Origin of the sequence: Marinomonas sp. MED121 (genome assembly GCF_000153025.1) — a bacterium.
In the GTDB taxonomy this organism is placed as follows: Bacteria; Pseudomonadota; Gammaproteobacteria; order Pseudomonadales; family Marinomonadaceae; genus Marinomonas.
Window position 1 is genome coordinate 54729 of the sequence record NZ_CH672432.1, and the last position, 18552, is coordinate 73280.

Annotated in this window: 13 protein-coding genes; 10 read left to right on the forward strand and 3 right to left on the reverse strand. The window is 39.6% G+C overall.

Annotation, left to right across the window (positions count from 1 at the left end; translation table 11 throughout):
* Window positions 1-194: 194 nt before the first annotated feature.
* The 9 genes from leuC (at window position 195) to MED121_RS15640 (ending at window position 10910) form a co-directional block, all read left to right on the forward strand.
* Window positions 195-1622: a 3-isopropylmalate dehydratase large subunit gene (leuC, locus tag MED121_RS15600; protein ID WP_009834679.1), complete on the forward strand. Its 1428-nt coding sequence runs from the start codon at window positions 195-197 to the stop codon at window positions 1620-1622.
* A gap of 9 nt (window positions 1623-1631) precedes the next feature.
* On the forward strand, window positions 1632-2279 hold the full coding sequence (gene leuD / locus MED121_RS15605; RefSeq protein ID WP_009834680.1) for a 3-isopropylmalate dehydratase small subunit: 648 nt from the start codon (window positions 1632-1634) through the stop codon (window positions 2277-2279).
* A gap of 45 nt (window positions 2280-2324) precedes the next feature.
* Window positions 2325-3404 carry a 3-isopropylmalate dehydrogenase gene (gene leuB, locus MED121_RS15610; protein WP_009834681.1) on the forward strand — a complete coding sequence of 360 codons (1080 nt, stop codon included), beginning with the start codon at window positions 2325-2327 and terminating at the stop codon, window positions 3402-3404.
* Between the two features lie 132 nt (window positions 3405-3536).
* A complete protein-coding gene (gene asd, locus MED121_RS15615) occupies window positions 3537-4655 on the forward strand; it encodes an aspartate-semialdehyde dehydrogenase (protein WP_036180904.1) in 1119 nt (372 codons plus the stop codon).
* Window positions 4656-4730: 75 nt separating this feature from the next.
* Entirely contained in the window at window positions 4731-5336 is a 606-nt protein-coding gene (locus MED121_RS15620; RefSeq protein ID WP_036180907.1) for a hypothetical protein, read from the forward strand.
* 303 nt (window positions 5337-5639) lie between these two features.
* The gene (locus tag MED121_RS15625) at window positions 5640-7256 is read left to right on the forward strand and encodes an ABC transporter ATP-binding protein (RefSeq protein WP_278043832.1); all 1617 of its coding nucleotides are present in this window, start codon (window positions 5640-5642) and stop codon (window positions 7254-7256) included.
* Window positions 7249-9000 carry an ABC transporter ATP-binding protein gene (locus MED121_RS15630; RefSeq protein ID WP_009834685.1) on the forward strand — a complete coding sequence of 584 codons (1752 nt, stop codon included), beginning with the start codon at window positions 7249-7251 and terminating at the stop codon, window positions 8998-9000. Before MED121_RS15625 ends, MED121_RS15630 begins: the two co-directional genes overlap by 8 nt.
* 157 nt (window positions 9001-9157) lie before the next feature.
* Window positions 9158-10105 (forward strand): hypothetical protein, encoded by a 948-nt coding sequence (locus MED121_RS15635; protein ID WP_036180909.1) that lies wholly within the window; start codon window positions 9158-9160, stop codon window positions 10103-10105.
* 88 nt (window positions 10106-10193) lie between these two features.
* A complete protein-coding gene (locus tag MED121_RS15640; RefSeq protein ID WP_009834687.1) occupies window positions 10194-10910 on the forward strand; it encodes a YebC/PmpR family DNA-binding transcriptional regulator in 717 nt (238 codons plus the stop codon).
* A gap of 68 nt (window positions 10911-10978) precedes the next feature.
* Here MED121_RS15640 and MED121_RS15645 read toward each other — a convergent pair whose 3' ends face one another.
* Window positions 10979-13114, reverse strand: coding sequence for an FAD-dependent oxidoreductase (locus tag MED121_RS15645; protein WP_009834688.1), 2136 nt, complete (start codon window positions 13112-13114; stop codon window positions 10979-10981).
* Window positions 13115-13413: 299 nt separating this feature from the next.
* On the opposite strand from MED121_RS15645, the gene raiA reads away from it, so the two are divergent.
* Window positions 13414-13812, forward strand: a complete 399-nt coding sequence (gene raiA / locus MED121_RS15650) for a ribosome-associated translation inhibitor RaiA (protein WP_009834689.1) — start codon at window positions 13414-13416, stop codon at window positions 13810-13812.
* Window positions 13813-13960: 148 nt separating this feature from the next.
* Here raiA and acnB read toward each other — a convergent pair whose 3' ends face one another.
* Both acnB and MED121_RS15660 read right to left on the reverse strand, forming a co-directional pair.
* Window positions 13961-16561, reverse strand: a complete 2601-nt coding sequence (gene acnB, locus MED121_RS15655) for a bifunctional aconitate hydratase 2/2-methylisocitrate dehydratase (RefSeq protein WP_009834690.1) — start codon at window positions 16559-16561, stop codon at window positions 13961-13963.
* Between the two features lie 235 nt (window positions 16562-16796).
* The gene (locus MED121_RS15660) at window positions 16797-18527 is read right to left on the reverse strand and encodes a formylglycine-generating enzyme family protein (RefSeq protein ID WP_009834691.1); all 1731 of its coding nucleotides are present in this window, start codon (window positions 18525-18527) and stop codon (window positions 16797-16799) included.
* Window positions 18528-18552: the final 25 nt, after the last annotated feature.

Consider the following 18552-nt stretch of genomic DNA (forward strand, 5'->3'; position numbering starts at 1 on the left):
TGGTTTTACTCCTTAGTTGCCAGTGTTGGCTTTCTACTGTCCAATAAAAACAGCTCGTATAGACTCATTTTGTTGAATAAATAATCAAAGTTTCATCTATTCCAAAAAATAATGCAATTTATGAAAAATATGAATTTGAGTAATTTATACATAAGCAGTAGGATTACGCAATCAGTTATGCAGGAGAGAATAATATGTCAGCGAAAACCTTATATGACAAGTTGTGGGATCAGCATCTTGTTAAACAAAGAGATGATGGTAGTGCCTTAATTTATATTGATTTACAACTTCTTCATGAAGTGACTTCCCCGCAGGCATTTGAAGGTTTACGTTTGGCAAACCGCCAGCCATGGAGAATCAGTGGTAACTTAGCAACACCAGATCATAATGTGCCTACGACTTCAAAAGAGAGACGTGATGGTGTTAATGGTATTGCCGACCCTGTTTCTAAAATCCAAGTTGTTACCTTGGATGAAAACTGTGATGAGTTTGGCATTACTGAATTTAACATGATGGATGAACGCCAAGGTATTGTGCATGTTGTTGGGCCAGAACAAGGTGCAACTTTACCTGGAATGACAGTGGTATGTGGTGATTCTCATACTTCAACCCATGGTGCATTTGGTGCATTAGCCCATGGTATTGGTACCTCTGAAGTTGAACACGTTTTAGCAACTCAGTGTCTCGTTCAGAAAAAGAACAAAAACATGTTAGTTCGAGTGGATGGCGAACTATCACCGTATGTTTCTGCTAAAGATGTTGTACTTGCCATTATTGGTGAGATTGGTACCGCTGGTGGTACAGGCTATGCTATCGAGTTTGGTGGTACAGGCATTCAAAGTCTTTCTATGGAAGGGCGTATGACAGTGTGTAATATGGCAATCGAAGCCGGTGCACGTGTTGGTTTGATAGCTGTTGACCAAACAACAATCGACTATGTTGAAGGTCGTCCCTATGCACCAAAAGGTGAGCAGTGGGATCAAGCTGTCAATGCATGGCAAGATCTTGTCTCTGATGAGGGAGCACATTTTGATAATGTTGTTGTTCTTAATGCTGAAGATATTAAACCTCAAGTGACTTGGGGGACTTCTCCAGAGATGGTTATTGCTATCGATCAGGCCATTCCGCGCTCTGAAGATCAAACAGATCCAGTGTTAAAAGAAGGTTATGCACGTGCTTGGAAATATATGGGCCTAGAAGGTAAGTCTGTATTGGCAGACATTACTTTGGATCGAGTATTTATTGGTTCTTGTACTAATTCACGTATCGAAGACCTGCGTATTGCTGCCGAGGTTGTTAAAGGCCGTAAAGTGGCTGAAAGCTTGAAACAGGCCATTGTTGTGCCTGGGTCAGGATTAGTTAAAGCACAAGCTGAAGCGGAAGGCTTACACAGTATCTTCACGGAAGCCGGTCTTGAATGGCGCGAGCCAGGTTGCTCTATGTGTCTTGCTATGAACGCCGATAAGTTAGGTAACGGCGAACATTGCGCTTCGACCTCTAACCGTAACTTTGAAGGTCGTCAAGGTTTTGGTGGACGCACGCATTTGGTAAGCCCAGCGATGGCAGCAGCTGCCGCCATTGCCGGTCATTTTGTGGACGTTAATGAATTAGTAAAACACTAGGAGACAAATATGCGCGCTTTTACACAACATCAAGGCATAGTTGCCCCTTTAGATTTGGCCAATGTCGATACTGACATGATTATTCCAAAGCAGTTCCTCAAATCGATTAAGAGAACGGGGTTTGGTAAAAACTTATTTGACGAATTGCGTTACCAAGATGAAGGTCAGCCAGATCAAGATTGCACAGGTCGTCCATTGCGTGAAGATTTTGTATTGAATTTACCTCAGTTTGCAAACGCGAGTGTTTTATTGGCCCGCCGTAATTTTGGTTGTGGTTCCTCACGTGAGCATGCGCCATGGGCACTGGATGATTATGGTTTTAGAGTCGTCATTGCCCCTAGCTTTGCTGATATCTTTTTTAATAACTGCTTTAAAAATGGATTGTTACCCATTCAACTGAGCGAAGAGCAAGTTGAGCAGTTGTTTCAAGAAGTAAATCAAGCATCAGGCTATTCATTATCGATTGATTTAGAAGAGCAAGTTGTTGTTACTCCGTCAGGTTCACGTTTTAGTTTTGACGTAGATGCTTTTAGAAAGCATTGCTTATTAAATGGATTAGACGATATTGGTTTAACACTACAAGACCAAGATGCGATTAAATCTTATGAAGCAGAGCGTCAGCAATCAGCGCCATGGTTGTTTGCAAACAAAGGTTAATTTAATTAATTTAAAGCGCTCAATGAGCGCTTTTAGGGAAAGATTATGTCTAAAAATGTTCTAATTCTGCCGGGTGATGGCATAGGTCCAGAGATTGTAGCGCAAGCGGTTCGTGTACTTGATCATGTAAATGACGCTTTTTCACTAAACCTGACCCATGAATCTGCGTTAGTGGGTGGATCTGCTTATGATGAAACAGGCTCTCCATTACCGCAAGAAACCTTAGATAAAGCGAAAGCCGCTGATGCCATTTTACTAGGTGCAGTGGGTGGGCCTAAGTGGGATGGCCTTGATATGTCAGTGCGCCCAGAAAAAGGCCTTTTAGGTCTACGTTCTAACTTAGAGTTATTTGCAAACTATCGTCCTGCCATCTTGTACCCTCAATTGGCTGAAGCCTCTAGCTTGAAACCTGAAATCGTAGCTGGCTTAGATATTTTGATAGTACGTGAATTAACCGGTGGTATTTACTTTGGTCAGCCACGTGGTATTCGCACTCTAGAAAATGGTGAAAGACAGGGTTATAACACTTACGTTTATTCAGAATCTGAAATTCGTCGCATTGCGCATTCTGCTTTTGAAGCCGCGCGTCAACGTGGTAAGCGTGTATGTTCTATCGATAAATCCAACGTACTTGAAGTGACTGTACTTTGGAAAGAAATCATGGAAGAGGTTGCTAAAGAGTACCCAGATGTCGAATTAAGCCATATGCTAGTAGATAATGCTGCTATGCAGCTAGTTAAGGCGCCAAAACAGTTTGATGTAATGGTCACGGGTAACATGTTTGGTGATATCCTATCTGATGCCGCTGCTATGTTAACCGGTTCTATCGGTATGCTACCGTCAGCATCATTAAATGCAAAAGGCCAAGGTATGTATGAGCCTTGTCATGGTTCTGCGCCAGATATCGCAGGTCAAGGTGTTGCTAATCCATTAGCAACGATTTTATCTGTTGCTATGATGCTACGTTATTCACTGAATGAAAAACCGGCGGCTGATGCGATTGAAGCAGCAGTAAGCAATGTATTAGATCAAGGCCTTCGTACAGGTGATATAGCCTCAGAAGGTTGCACAACAGTTGGTACACAAGCAATGGGTGACGCAGTACTTGCGGCACTATCCGCCTAGGGATTTAAAAACAGTCGTTTTTAATAATGGTAAAAAGACCATTTGGGTATTGTTAAGCAATACCCACTATAGGCATAAACGGGTTAATACTGCTCTTGGTATGAGTGGGCCCATCACAAAAAGGTAATGAAAATGTCAAAACTTACAGTAGGTTTAGTTGGTTGGCGCGGAATGGTTGGTTCTGTGTTGATGCAAAGAATGCAAGAAGAAAGAGACTTTGATCTTATTGATCCTGTTTTTTTCACCACCTCACAAAAAGGTCAAGCGGGTCCTGATATTGGCAAAGAGATTCCATTATTGCAGGATGCGATGAGTATTGACGACCTTAAAAAAATGGACGTTATTATTTCATGCCAGGGTGGTGATTATACAACCGCTGTTTTCGGACCTTTGCGCGAAGCTGGCTGGAAAGGGTACTGGATTGATGCGGCTTCTTCTTTGCGTATGAAGGACGATGCCATCATCGTACTTGATCCTGTCAATAAAGATGTTATTCAAAACGGTCTAAAAGACGGGGTTAATACTTTTGTTGGTGGTAACTGTACTGTAAGTTTAATGATGCTTGCATTAGGTGGTTTGTTTGAGAAAGGTCATATTGAATGGATGACATCCATGACTTATCAAGCAGCTTCTGGTGGCGGTGCACGCCATATGCGTGAATTAATTAATCAGATGGGTGAACTGAAAGGCAGTGTGGCCGATAAGTTAGCTGATCCTGCAAGTGCCATTCTTGATATTGACCGTGAAGTAACCGCAAAAATGCGTTCAAAAGATATGCCAACAGACCAATTTGGTGTGCCGCTAGCGGGTAGTTTGATCCCTTGGATTGATAGCCAGCTTGAAAATGGCCAAAGTCGTGAAGAGTGGAAAGCACAAGCTGAGACTAACAAGATTTTAGGTAACTTTGGTGCGCCAATTCCTGTCGATGGTTTATGTGTTCGTATCGGTGCGATGCGCTCTCATAGTCAAGCGTTCACGATTAAGTTGAACCAAGATATTCCTGTTTCAGATATCGAAGGTATGCTAGCTCAGCATAATGATTGGGTAAAAGTAGTGCCTAATGATAAAGAGCTGACCATGGCTCAATTAACACCAACAGCAGCGACTGGCACATTGGATATTCCAGTGGGTCGTATTCGTAAGCTTAATATGGGACCTGAGTATATCAGTGCCTTTTCTGTCGGTGACCAACTGCTTTGGGGCGCTGCAGAGCCATTAAGAAGAATGCTTCGCATTGTTCTAGAGCGTTAGTTCAATCACGCTAACATTAAAGCCAATTAGTTTATTCTAGTTGGCTTTTTTATTGAATAATTTTTAAGGATGAAAATGTTAAATCTAACCTATAAAAAAATGCTGTTTTTAATGCTTTTAAACAGCTTTCTTGTTAAATGGGCTTATGCACTTGACTCAGAGGCAAGTACAGAAGCACAAAGCAGTATAAATGAATCTTCTCATTACCAAATTAAATTTGGTGGTTGGTCTAAGCATTACCGTACCAGTGGAGCTGCAAACTATGACTTTAATGAAAGCCATGATGGAATTGGTTTTGCCTATTCAAGCTATGACAAAACTGGTTCTTCTAGTCATTTTTTTGATGGCTATAATTATGAAGTTTGGTATATGAAGGACTCATTCAATAAAGATAATGTACAAGTGAGTTACGGTGTATTTCATAGGCAAAATATAGAGAAATTTGGTATTGAAAATATTGATTACGGTCTAAACTTGGTCGCAATCAGTCGTAGTTATGCGGAAATTGATAGCGAAACCGCTCAATTGGCTAATGAAAAAAGAATTCATGCCATATTTCCCTTCCCATCATTAAGTCTTTACACCTCAGCAAATGTTCATTTTGATTTTGTTTTTTTGCCAGCAATTAGTGATGTGTCAGATTACCATGTTTTCTTTTTTAGAGCCGGAATCGCACTCTAGATTAACTTCCTTATTTGCTAAATAGTTTAACAAAGACATAAACTTATACTAAACGTATACTTACCAAAGACGAGCAAGCTTTCGTAGCTAGTCTGTCAGCATATCTAAATTTATTTTCTATTGCCTTTAGGAAAGATTCATTGAATGAACTTAAGCTCTTTCTCGTTATCTCTTAAGTCATAAGTATTCTTTTTAGCAGGGATTATTTTTCTTTTTTAACTAACTGGTTAGCAGTCAATATTCCTTTGTATATTGGCGCTAGTGTCGATCTTTTAGTTGAAATCCAAGCCCAATCAATATGATTTGCTCGTCACCAATATCTATTACGTTATCAGCTTTGCAATTTTAATGGTTATTAGCAGAACTGTGTCTAGGATGTTGTTTTTTAACCCTGGTCGTTTAGTTGAAAAATCAATTAAAAACGACGCATTTAAAAAGTTAACGCATTTACAACAAGACTTTTATCAGAAAAATCCTGTTGGTGGTCTTATCTCAATTGTAAATAACGACATTAATGGTATCCGTGCTATGGCTGGTGTCGGCATGATGAATATATTTAATATCATGTTTACTTTATCTATGACGCCGCTAAAAATGTGGCAAATCTCTCCCACACTTACTTTATACTGCATCACGCCAATCATTATTTCATTTTTGATTGTTAATCATGCTATCAATTTAATGCGTAAATTACTCAAGCAAAGGATGCTCAATTTACAGTCCCTATCGAGCCAAACTGTCAATTTCTTAAATGGTGTGGAGGTCATTAAGTCCCATCAAATTCAACCTTGGGTAGTCAATCAATTTGAGCAAGATAATCAAGCGGTATTAGCACTCTCAGTTAAGCAGCTACGTATCCGAAGCTTCTTTATGCCTTTACTTGAGTATACAGATGCCGGTGTCAAGATTTTAATCTTATCTTTGGGTGGGTTAATGCTCATACGTTCAGAGCTTACTTTAGGCCAGATAACGGCTTTTCTAACCTATGCTGCTTTATTTGCGATGCCAATGATGTCATTAGGTCGATTAATCGCAACCATCCAAATGGGCATGGTAAGTCTTAAAAGTATGTCGAAAATTTTATTTGAGAAAAATCAGAAAGAGTCAGATTTAGAACATTCGATAGAATTTAATCGTGTTATTCGTGTGAATGCGCTGAGTTATCATTACCCAGATTTTAGTATTCCAGCTAAAGATAAAAACAATATTAAGACTGAGGATGTACTTAAAAAAATCAGTTTTGAAATCAATAAAGGTGAAAAGGTTGCTGTACTTGGACGCGTTGGAAGCGGTAAAACGACCTTAGTAAATTGCTTGAATCGATTTAATGAGATTGAGCCAGGTAGCATTTATATTGATGATCAAGACATTACCCAGGTCTCCAAAAGAACCCTTAGAGAACTGGTTAGAACCGTCACTCAAGATCCTTTTTTATTTTCAGATAGCTTACAAAAAAATATCGAATTTGGTGCAAGCCCGAGTGCTAAACATCAAAGTTTAGAGCAGGTGTTAAAGCACAGTGCAATGGACCAAGAAGTTGAAAACTTTAATGATGGTTTAGAAACCATAGTCGGTGAAAAAGGCATTTTATTATCAGGTGGTCAAAAACAACGTATTAGCCTTGCTAGAGGTATTTATACACCCAGTCAGTTATTGATCTTAGACAATGTTCTTTCCGCTGTAGATAATGAAACTGAACGGTATTTATTAGATTACCTGCTTGATTCAAATAATGACTTTACCTGTTTGTTTGTTTCGCATCGACAGGCTGTGTTGGAGCGCGTTGATAAAATTTTAGTATTAGATGAAGGGGAGTTAATTGCAGTAGGTAGCCATCAAGAGTTGATTCAAACATCCAAATCCTATCGTGAAACCTGGCAGGCCCTACAAACCCAAGAGGAGGAGCCGGTAAATGTTTAAAGCTTCTTTTTTTAAAAAATATCGTCATTTTCTCCCTTATTTAAGCGCCTATAAAAAAGACTATATTTTAGGCATGTTACCTATCCCCATTGCTGTTTTCTGCAATGTTGCATTTCCTTGGTTAATTATTCAGATTATTGATCAACAGTTAGTACCAAAAGAGTGGGAAGGAATGAGTCACTGGATTGGCTTAATTGTTTTAGTGCTCATTTTTAACTACTTATCGAGTTCTTGTTATAGCTACTTTGTACAAAAAGCCGCATTGCAAACTATCACAGATATTAGAAAAGACTTATTTAATCGTGTTTTACACTTCCCTAAAACTTACTTTGATATTACCCCAATGGGTAGTGTGTTAACACGCATCACGAGTGACCTTGAGGCTATCAATGAGTCCTTAGCGTCTGGTGTGTTGGCCATGATTAAAGATGTATTAGTGACGGTTGCTTTGTTTATATTTTTGGCCAGTATCAGTTGGAAGTTAACCTTAGTTACTCTGGTCATCGCTCCTCCCATGTACTGGATAACAAACCGCTTACGTCGCAGTTTACAAAAGTCCCAATTAGCTTCAAGACGAATTCTGTCAAAAAGTACAGGTTATCTGCAAGAGAGCCTTCAGGGAATCAAAACAGTACAGCTTTATAATGCCGAATCACAAAGTCAAAAAAAGTTTTCAGGCTTTAGTGATGTGTTTTTTAAGCATCAATCAAAATCTAACTTAATCGATGCCAGCTTATTTTCGATCATCGAAGGGATTACTACGATTAGCATGGGGTTAATAATTTGGTACGGTGCGAATGAAATCCTGACTGCTACTTTGTCTGTTGGTATCTTGATTGGCTTTATTCAGACATTAGACAAAATCTTTGTCCCAATTCGCGATTTCACATCCCAGATAGCCTCTATTCAAAGGGCGGTTGCCGCTTTAAAAAATATCGAAGGTATATTTTTGCAGGAGACAGAGGACTCTGTTAAATCGAAAAATTTCAAGACAAGCGGTTTTGATGCCAAAACATTTGAGAGCGTTGAGTTTGATGAAGTTTATTTTCGCTATAAAAAAGACTCTCCCTATGTGTTAAATGGGGTGTCTTTTCGTTTGCGTAAAGGTGAAAAAATTGCACTGGTGGGCAGTACAGGTTCTGGTAAATCCACCATTATTAGGCTTTTAACCAAGACCTATACAGGCTATCAAGGCAGTATAAAGTTAAATGGATATGAGCTGAGGGATATTGAAAAACGTCATTTATCTGATTTCTATTCCCTAATGCAGCAGGAAGTGTACCTTTTCAACGAGTCAATCGCGTTTAATATTTCATTATCTCGCCATGGGATTGATCAGGAGAAGGTCGTTAAAGCGGCAAAATATGTATTTGCTGATCAATTTATTCAAAAGCTACCTGAAAAATATCAATTTAGAGTATCAGATAACGGTGCAAACCTTTCAGCAGGTCAAGGTCAGCTCATTGCATTTGCTAGGGCAATGGCAACCCAAAGTCAGTTTGTATTACTTGATGAGGCAACAAGTTCAATCGACTCGGTCACAGAGCGTTTGATTCAAAAGGCAATTGAACATGTGTTTAAAGATAAAACCCTAATTGCCATAGCACATAGGCTAAGCACGATTAAAAATTCAGATCAAATTCTCGTATTAGAAAGGGGAAAGATTATTGAGTCTGGGACTCATGATGAGCTTATTAAGATAAAAGGTTCGTACCATCAATTGGTTGATGCAGAGAAACATTGAAGATTGAGTGTCGGGTATCAATCATTAAAAGGAGGGTTGCTAACTTCTAACTTGAAAAGCTAGATATCAAGCTATTTTGTTCTATATTTCTAATGAATGCGATGCTATTGAAGATGGTTTTGATAGCGATTACATCTTTAGATAAATGGATTTAAATATGCGTAAATTAAAGAAAAGGCTTTTTAATCTAGTGCTAGTGTCCAGCGTTGCTCTATTTTTTACGCTTATCTATCTACATTATAGAGATGCAAATAAACATAATTCACTTGCAATAAGTGATAATCAACTGATTGATTTTGTATACTCATATTTTGCAAACTACCCTGCAATTAGTAGCTTATTGATTGCGTCACTCGGCTTTTTTCTCATTTCCCATCTACTTTTCGTGCTTTTCGATAAAAATGTTTTCTTAATCTCGGGTTATAAAAGTGAAATCAAAGACCTAGAAGATAAAAGCTATGCAAACACTCAGCAATTTAAGGTGGTTGAACAAGGGGCGGAAAATATCGTCAGCACCAGTTTGCCCATTTTGAATGCCGTTGTTACCAGTGAACTCAGCCGGCTTGAAGAAGAAATTGATAGATTGAAGGATAATGCGGTATCCATTGCTCAAACTAATGTGGTTATAAATAGTCTGATGGTTCGAATTGACGGCATTATTTTAGACACAAAAGCGAATATTAGTAACTTTCACACAGACCTACCTGCATCAAAAATATTGCTTAAAGAGTTAACGCAATTAGCTCATCATGGACGTTTACTAGCGATAGATATTGCCTCAATAATTGATGCCTTGTTGTTAAATACCCAACAAAAGACAGACCAAGTTAAACTAACGTTAAATGGCTCCTTTTTGCCTAGTATGCCTGAGAAGGATTTGCAGATGAGAGATTATTTTAATGAATTTGATAAGGCCAATAAATTAAGTAACGAATTAGCGTTAGAGCAGGCTGAACTTGCACAAGCAATAAAAGTAAAACTGAATGATTTGAGTGATATTGCCAAAGAAACCAATATTAAATCCCAATGTATTGTGAATTCAATGCGCGATATTAGCACTACCCAGCAAGGTGAATCGTTAGATTTTGCAAAACACCATGACTAAGTCAGTGAATAAAAGCTAAATAGGTTTCATAGACAAGGGCTTATCTGTAAAATAAACGCTTTTCTATATATATGAATAGGGCAGAATAATGGGTAGAGCCTACCAGAACCGTAAAGAGTCCATGGCAAAAACATCGGATGCCAAGGCAAAAGTCTATAGTAAATACGGCCGTGAAATATATGTTTGCGCAAAAGCCGGTGGTATCGATCCAAATGGTAACCTATCTCTTCGCGGCTTAATTGAACGCGCTAAAAAAGATCAAGTACCTACACACGTTATAGATAAAGCCATAGACAAAGCGAAGGGAGGCGGTGGCGAAGATTTCGATACTGCTCGCTACGAAGGTTTTGGACCAGGTGGCTGCATGGTGATTATTGACTGCCTAACAGATAATCCAAACCGTACTTTTGGTGATGTCAGAACTTGTTTTAACAAGGTGAAATGTAAAATTGGTACTCAAGGCAGTGCCAGCCATATGTTTGACCACAGTGCCATTTTCTCATTTAACAATGATGATGAAGAAGCAGTACTTGATGCCTTAATGATGGCAGATGTTGATGTTGCTGATATTGAAAATGAAGACGGTAAAATTACAGTTTTCGCGCCTAACACTGATTACTTCAAAGCAAAAACAGCCTTGATTGAAACCTTTGGTGAAATTGAGTTTGATGTCGATGAGATTCAGTTCTTACCTCAAACTGTGGCGCCAATAGCAGAAGAGGCAATGGAAAACTTTGAACGTTTTCTTGATATGTTAAATGACTTAGATGATGTGCAAAATATATATCACAATGTTGAGCTTTAATGTGTTCGCTTAATTGTTAACTGAGCCATAAAAAAAACCAGCCTAGGCTGGTTTTTTTGTTTATGTCATTATCCTCTACGCCAGTTATGGAAACGTTTTAACCACTTCATTATTTTTTCAGGAATATGAGCTCGTTTCCATTCGCCTGCAGCATATTTATTAGCTTCAGCCATGGTTGGGTATATATGTATTGTTCCAAGTACCTTATTGAGTCCTAAGCCGTACTTCATTGCCTGAACGTATTCAGCAATCAGATCCCCCGCCTGATTACCAACGATAGTCACCCCAAGAATCTTATCTTTTCCAGGCACAGTTAATACTTTTACAAAGCCATCGGTGTGACGGTCCGCTATTGCTCTGTCAAGTTCTTCTAAATCAAATTTAACAAGTTCGTAGGGAATAGAGTTAGCATTTGCTTCATCTTCGCTTACACCTACTCTAGCGACTTCTGGGTCGGTAAAAGTCGCCCAAGGAATAACACGGTAATCCACTGCAAACTTTTTTAGACTTCCAAATAATGCATTGACGGCGGCAAACCACGCCTGATGTGCGGCTGTATGAGTAAATTGATAGGCACCAATGACATCACCAACACCGTAAATATTTGGGATATTCGTTCGCAAAAAGTCATCAACAACAAGCGCGCCATTTGCTTGAGTTTCAATACCTAGTTTTTCAAGGCCAAGTCCTGATGTATTAGGAGTGCGTCCCACTGCAATTAACAGATTATCAAAAACAACTTTAATTGTGTTATCACCAGTCTGACAGATTAAAATTTGCTCACCATTTTCAATAATGACCTCGACAGCCTCGTGATTGGTCAGTAAATTAACCCCTTCATGCAAGAATTTATTGCTTACCCAAAGGGAGGCATCTTCATCTTCCCTTGGTAGAATTCGAGGTCCACGTTCTATTTGAGTTACCTTGGCCCCAAGTCTATTAAAAGATTGCGTTAACTCGCTACCAATTGGGCCGCCACCAAGGACAATTAAACGACCTGGGTTTTCTCTTATTGACCAAATGGTGTCACTGGTATGGTAGTTAATCTTGTCTAAGCCTTTTATATTTGGAATAAATGGCCTTGCGCCAGTGGCTATGACAATGTTCTTGGTCGTTATGATCTTGCCATCTACTTCAATTTCATAGGGCGAAAGAAGGGTCGCAGCCCCTGAAATACATTCCACTCCCAGTCCTTCATACCTTTCAACAGAATCGTGCGGTTCAACTTGTTTAATGACGTTATCGATTCCTTCAAACACCTTGTTAAAGTCGACTTCAAGGCCTTGGGTGCTTATACCTAAAGTATCTGCATCTTTTACTTCTTGTGCCGCATGAGCTGATCTGATCAAGGCTTTACTTGGGACACAGCCAGTGTTCAAGCAATCGCCTCCCATTTTATGTTTTTCAATTAAAGCTACTTTGGCTTTAACTGCAGCGCCTATATAGGTGCTGACAAGACCGCCTGCTCCAGCACCAATTGCTACAAGGTTGTAATCATAATGCTTAGGTTTTTTGAAATGAGAAAAAGCGTTACGCGCTTTTATTGCCTCAATGGTCTTCTTCGCAGCAATAGGTAAAACACCTAATAGGGCGAAAGATAGGAATAGATCAAAAGACAAAATACCAGATAAGCTGTCAATTTTAGCAAGCTGAGTACCCGCATTAACAAATACGGCGGTACCTGCCAGCATACCGATTTGGCTGACTAAGTAGTAGGTTTTAGTCTTTATGGGAGTAAGTCCCATTAATAAGTTAATCACAAAAAAAGGAAAGGCAGGGACTAAGCGAAGTGTAAATAAGTAAAAAGCACCATCTTTTTCTATGCCTTTATTGAAGGCCTTTAATTGATTAGAAAATTTAGCTTGAACGGCTTCTTTGAATAAATACCTTGAGGCTAGAAAGGCTAATGTTGCGCCAATACTGCTTGCAAAAGAGGCAATGAGTAATCCTTGATATAGGCCAAAGATAGCACCTGCCGCTAGGGTTAGAATGGCAGCACCTGGTAAAGATAATGCCGTAATTAATATATAACCAATGAAAAAGCTCAGTGTGATGAGAAATGCATTTTCATGCTTAAGCTCAGAGAAGTAATCTTGCTGTGATTTTAATGCGGCTAAATTTAAATATTCTTGAACATCAAAAATTACAAATGCACTTAGCAAAGTAATAAAAAGAAGAAGAATGATAAGTTTGCTTTTTTTCATGTATGTTCCTGAAATTAATCAATAAGATATCGATAAAGTGCTGAATACAATTTTACACTTTTTTTACATTAAATTTATGACTCTAGGCTAACGAACTAGTTCAAATATTGTTTTTTTAATGTGCCTATAGCGATCTTAAGGGCATTAAATATTTAAGTATGATGACAGAATGAAAATAATTTTATAGAAATGGGTTGAATTTCTTACTCATAAACCATAGGTTATTAATAACGGCAACGAATAGGAGTAGTGAGTAAGGTAATTTACGCTTAGTTAAATAGAAGAAGGATAAAGACTCTATGTATACACTTAATATCAGCGGCCACCATGTAACATCAGGCCAAGAAGTCCAAGCATTAGTTAAAGACAAAATGGACAACTTAAGTCGCATCAATCAACAAATTACAACGATTAAAGTCATTCTAAATTCCGAAAAACATGAAACCAACAAACTTATTGTTGAAGCCAGCGTCCATATACCTGGCCATGATCTATTTGCCACAGTAAAAACAGACAAACAAATTAGCCCAGCTCTCGACATGTTGGTTTCTAAACTTGAAAAGCAGTTAATTAAATATAAAGCCAGACACAGTGTTGGTAAGGTGCATAAAGATAATGCCAATGACCATGAGTCTAATTTTGAACGTGAGTTTCAAGCCGAATACAACGAATTAGTTGAAAGGGAAGTGCTCCAATAAACAATTAATTTATCTTGAAAGGCCCCTAATATGGGGCCTTTTTTATGGCTGAAACTTATGTGTAGCAAGCTTTAATGTCTTATTGTTCCGTTTTTAGATGAAAAAAAAAGCCTCCGAAGAGGCCTTTCTATTAATTAACTTAAGTTAATTATTGTGCTGCATCTGTTGCGATAACAGAAGATGCTTTCTTCACATATTCACCCATTTGATCAAAGTTCAAATAAGTATAGATTTCAGAAGACATGCTGTTAATTTTCTCAGCATAAGTCAGGTACTCTTCTGGCGTTGGTAATTTACCAAGAAGAGAAGCGACTGAAGCCAATTCAGCTGATGCTAAGAATACATCTGCACCTGTACCTAAGCGGTTAGGGAAGTTACGAGTTGAAGTCGAAACAACGGTTGCCTTATCCGCTACACGTGCTTGGTTACCCATACATAGAGAGCAACCCGGCATTTCCATACGAGCACCTGCTTTACCGAAGATGCTGTAGTAGCCTTCTGCAGTCAGTTGCTCAGCATCCATTTTAGTTGGAGGTGAAACCCATAAACGTGTTGGAACAACGGTACCAGCTGCTTCAAGTAATTTACCAGCTGCACGGAAGTGACCAATGTTTGTCATACAAGAACCAATGAAAACTTCATCAATTTTCTGACCAACACAAGATGAAAGTAAACGAGCGTCATCAGGATCGTTAGGAGCACAAACGATTGGCTCTTTAATATCGTTTAGATCAATTTCAATGATAGTGTGGTATTCAGCATCAGCATCAGCACGCATCAATTGAGGGTTCGTTAACCATTCTTCCATCGCATTAGCACGACGCTCTAGCGTTCGCGGATCACCGTAACCTTCAGACATCATCCAACGTAACATAACAATGTTTGATTTAAGGTAGTTGGCAACAGACTCTTCAGAAAGGTTGATGCTACAACCAGCAGCAGAACGTTCAGCAGATGCATCAGATAATTCAAATGCTTGTTCAGCAGTTAAATCTTCTAAGCCTTCGATTTCGAGAATGCGACCAGAGAAAACGTTTTTCTTACCTTTCTTCTCAACTGTTAGGTGACCTTCTTGGATCGCTTGATAAGGGATGGCATGAACTAGGTCTCGTAGTGTGATGCCTGGTTGCATTTCACCTTTAAAGCGAACCAATACAGATTCAGGCATATCCAATGGCATAACACCTGTCGCTGCTGCAAAGGCAACTAGACCAGAACCAGCAGGGAAAGAAATACCTAGAGGGAAACGAGTATGAGAGTCACCACCAGTACCCACTGTATCAGGTAGCAACATACGGTTTAACCAAGAGTGGATAATACCGTCGCCTGGACGAAGAGAAACACCACCACGTGTCATGATGAAATCAGGAAGAGAGTGGTGAGTTTTAACATCAACAGGTTTTGGATAAGCCGCTGTGTGACAGAAAGACTGCATAACAAGATCAGAAGAGAAACCTAGGCAAGCAAGATCTTTCAGTTCGTCACGTGTCATTGGGCCTGTTGTGTCTTGAGAGCCAACCGTTGTCATTTTTGGTTCGCAGTAAACACCGGCACGAATACCTTCAACGCCACAAGCTTTACCCACCATTTTTTGCGCTAGTGTAAAGCCTTTGCCTGAATCTTCTTTAGCAATAGGCGTTTTGAATAAATCAGTTGCACCTAGGCCAAGAGATTCACGTGCTTTTGTTGTTAATCCACGACCAATGATTAGCGGAATACGACCACCAGCACGAACTTCGTCTAAAATGACGTTTGTTTTAAGTTCAAACTGAGTAATAACAACATCAGAACCTGCTTTTTTGATCACACCTTCGTAAGGGTAGACATCAATGACATCGCCCATATTTAGATCTTCAACATTGGCTTCAATAGGTAGGGCGCCAGCATCTTCCATAGTGTTAAAGAAGATAGGGGCTATTTTACTACCGATACATATGCCGCCAGCACGCTTATTTGGGATGAATGGAATATCATCACCCATGTGCCAAAGTACAGAGTTGGTTGCAGATTTACGGCTTGAGCCTGTCCCTACAACATCACCAACATAAGCTAAAGGAATCTGGTCTTCTTTCAGGGCATTAATTTGTTTGATTGGGCCAATTGTGCCATCGTCATCTGGGTTAATGCCTTCACGTTCCATTTTTAACATCGCATTAGCGTGTAATGGAATGTCTGGACGAGACCAAGCATCTGGTGCTGGAGATAGGTCATCAGTATTGGTTTCGCCGGTGACTTTAAATACTTTGACAGTGAACTTTTCAGCAGGAGCTGGCTTAGATGTGAACCATTCACCAGCAGCCCAAGATTCTAGAATCTGTGTTGCAAAAGTATTGCCTGATTTGGATAGTTCTTCTACATCATGAAATGCATCAAACATTAATAATGTATGAGATAGCGCTTCAACTGCGATCGGAGCAAGCTTGTCATTGCTTAAGCAAGCAATAAGAGGCTGAATATTGTAACCACCTAACATGGTGCCAAGTAGCTTAGTCGCAAGCTCTGCTGAAATAAGAGGAGAGCTAACTTCACCCGTAGTAACTGCGGATAAAAATCCTGCTTTAACATAAGCAGCTTGGTCTACACCCGCAGGGATACGGTTAGTAATAAGGTCAAGAATAAAGTCTTCTTCACCTTTAGGTGGATTTTTCAATAATTCTACTAGTGCAGCAGTTTGCTCTGCGTCTAGTGCAAGTGGTGGAATGCCTTCCAACGCACGTTCTTCAACGTGTTTACGATATGCTTCTAACAAAATAAATCCCCTTAATTATCGACATCTACGACAAGGACAAGTGTAGATGAGTAAAGTTGATGTTAAATAAGTTGCTACCTAGATTAAGCGTCTAAGTATTGGATATATAAAATCAACAACTTCGGTTTACCTATTTTCTGGCGTTATACTATAGGAATATGTGACAGAAAACTGCCGTATAGCCATAACAATTCAGAATGAGTGGTATTTCCAATGCTTATTTATAAACCATTATCTATATATTATCGCGAATTACCCTAACGACCCTAAAGCCCCAATTACTGGCTTTAAGGCTTGGCTCGGCACGATATCTAGTGGAGCTTCTTCCTACTCTGGCTATATCAAACCATGATCCACCTCGAATCACCTTACTTGGGCAATCACTGGATAACCAAGCGCGATTATTACCTGGCGCGCCGTCATAACTTTCGTGATAACAGTCTTCTACCCATTCAGCCACATTGCCATGCATATCAAATAAACCAAATGGGTTACTGATTTGGCTACCAACCGGAGCGGTTGATCGTCCATCCCATTGACTACCACATTCATCACACACACTATAGCCAGTTTGAACCTTATCGCCATACCAGAAGGAAAGGTCAGAACCTGCTCTAACAGAGTATTCCCACTCAATTTCAGTGGGTAATCGGTACTCTTGGCCAGTTTGTTCTGTCAACCAACTCGTGTAGGCTTTTGCCTCATACCAACTGACATTGACAACCGGTCGTTTACCTCGGCCCCAACCATTATCAGGCGGCAGCTCTCTATTTGTTTCTGTAGCAAATTGATCATACTGGTCAAAAGTGACTTCATAACGACTAAGATAAAACCCCGTTGGAATATTGACTTCATGGGTTGGTTTTTCATTATCATCGCCAATTCCTTGACTGTCTCCCATGGTAAAAACGGCTGGTGAAAGTTTTATTACCTGAGGCGCTGTTCCACTTACTTTTAATGGTTCTTCTAAAATAGCGGGTAACTCTTCAAAAGTCGGTGTGATAACTTCTTCGGGGACCACGTCAACTTTTTCTATAATGGGTTCGGGTGTTTGCCCAAATGGGTTCCAACCACTTAATGAATAAACCGCGATTACACCAACTAGAAACGTTGTAATAATGGCTTTGCGTTTGTTGCTGGCGGCGTTGTCTTTTGGTTTTACCGCCTTTGTTTTTGTATTGGTGTACATGTCTGCTCTTAGGACACGCACCACCTCAACCAGTGATTTTGGGCGATGGCGCTGACTGGGTCGTGACCATCTTTTAATCTTTTTCCATGTTTCGGGTGAAAGTTGATCTATGTTTTCGGGCAAGGCGTTAACTTTAAGTTCTTTATCTAATTTCGATTCACCAAGTAGTGCTGCAATTATTAAGCGCATAAAGGCGAATTTATCAGCGTTTGGCGTAAAGTCATGCTTTGCTTTTGCGTATTCAGGAGGAGCAAACCTTAAATCCATCTCAGTATCACTGATATTGGTCATCCAGTTATAACTGCCAAAACCAATCATTACCCCTAGGCCATTGACGACTTGAATCGAGTCTAGATCCAAGTGACCATGGCAAAGGTCATTTTCATGCACTTTATCAAGGCCTTTTGCAATTAAATCGAATATACTGACTACCACATTAAGAGGCGCGCCATCTGGATATTTACCTAAATAGCTAAAAAGCTTTTCGCCACCACATACCGAAGAAATAGAATACACCCATAAAGAGGACGTAAAAGGCGGATAATTTGGCGTGATTGAAGGGTGCTTTATGCCCGCATATTTTCGGGCATTTAAAAGAAAGTGGTCTAATTGGCCGCGCTTCTCTTGATAAAACCGTAAAACAAAGGGTCTTCCGCCTTGATCAGCTATCCAAGTTGCTTGTCCTTTGCCAACAGGGTGGTTTAAGACATAAGGGTCGAGTTCGATACCAACACGTAGACCAACTTTTAGTTGTGCCGGATCAATAATTTTGTTCATGGTAAAATAGCATCCAAATCAAGAC

Excerpts from the sequence above, each read along its gene's own strand:
- leuC (WP_009834679.1), top strand. The coding sequence starts at position 195 with ATGTCAGCGAAAACCTTATATGACAAGTTGTGGGATCAGCATCTTGTT.
- leuB (WP_009834681.1), top strand. The coding sequence starts at position 2,325 with ATGTCTAAAAATGTTCTAATTCTGCCGGGTGATGGCATAGGTCCAGAG.
- MED121_RS15640 (WP_009834687.1), top strand. The coding sequence starts at position 10,194 with ATGGGTAGAGCCTACCAGAACCGTAAAGAGTCCATGGCAAAAACATCG.
- MED121_RS15630 (WP_009834685.1), top strand. The coding sequence starts at position 7,249 with ATGTTTAAAGCTTCTTTTTTTAAAAAATATCGTCATTTTCTCCCTTAT.
- MED121_RS15660 (WP_009834691.1), bottom strand. The coding sequence starts at position 18,527 with ATGAACAAAATTATTGATCCGGCACAACTAAAAGTTGGTCTACGTGTT.
- MED121_RS15635 (WP_036180909.1), top strand. The coding sequence starts at position 9,158 with ATGCGTAAATTAAAGAAAAGGCTTTTTAATCTAGTGCTAGTGTCCAGC.
- asd (WP_036180904.1), top strand. The coding sequence starts at position 3,537 with ATGTCAAAACTTACAGTAGGTTTAGTTGGTTGGCGCGGAATGGTTGGT.
- leuD (WP_009834680.1), top strand. The coding sequence starts at position 1,632 with ATGCGCGCTTTTACACAACATCAAGGCATAGTTGCCCCTTTAGATTTG.
- MED121_RS15645 (WP_009834688.1), bottom strand. The coding sequence starts at position 13,114 with ATGAAAAAAAGCAAACTTATCATTCTTCTTCTTTTTATTACTTTGCTA.
- MED121_RS15620 (WP_036180907.1), top strand. The coding sequence starts at position 4,731 with ATGTTAAATCTAACCTATAAAAAAATGCTGTTTTTAATGCTTTTAAAC.
- raiA (WP_009834689.1), top strand. The coding sequence starts at position 13,414 with ATGTATACACTTAATATCAGCGGCCACCATGTAACATCAGGCCAAGAA.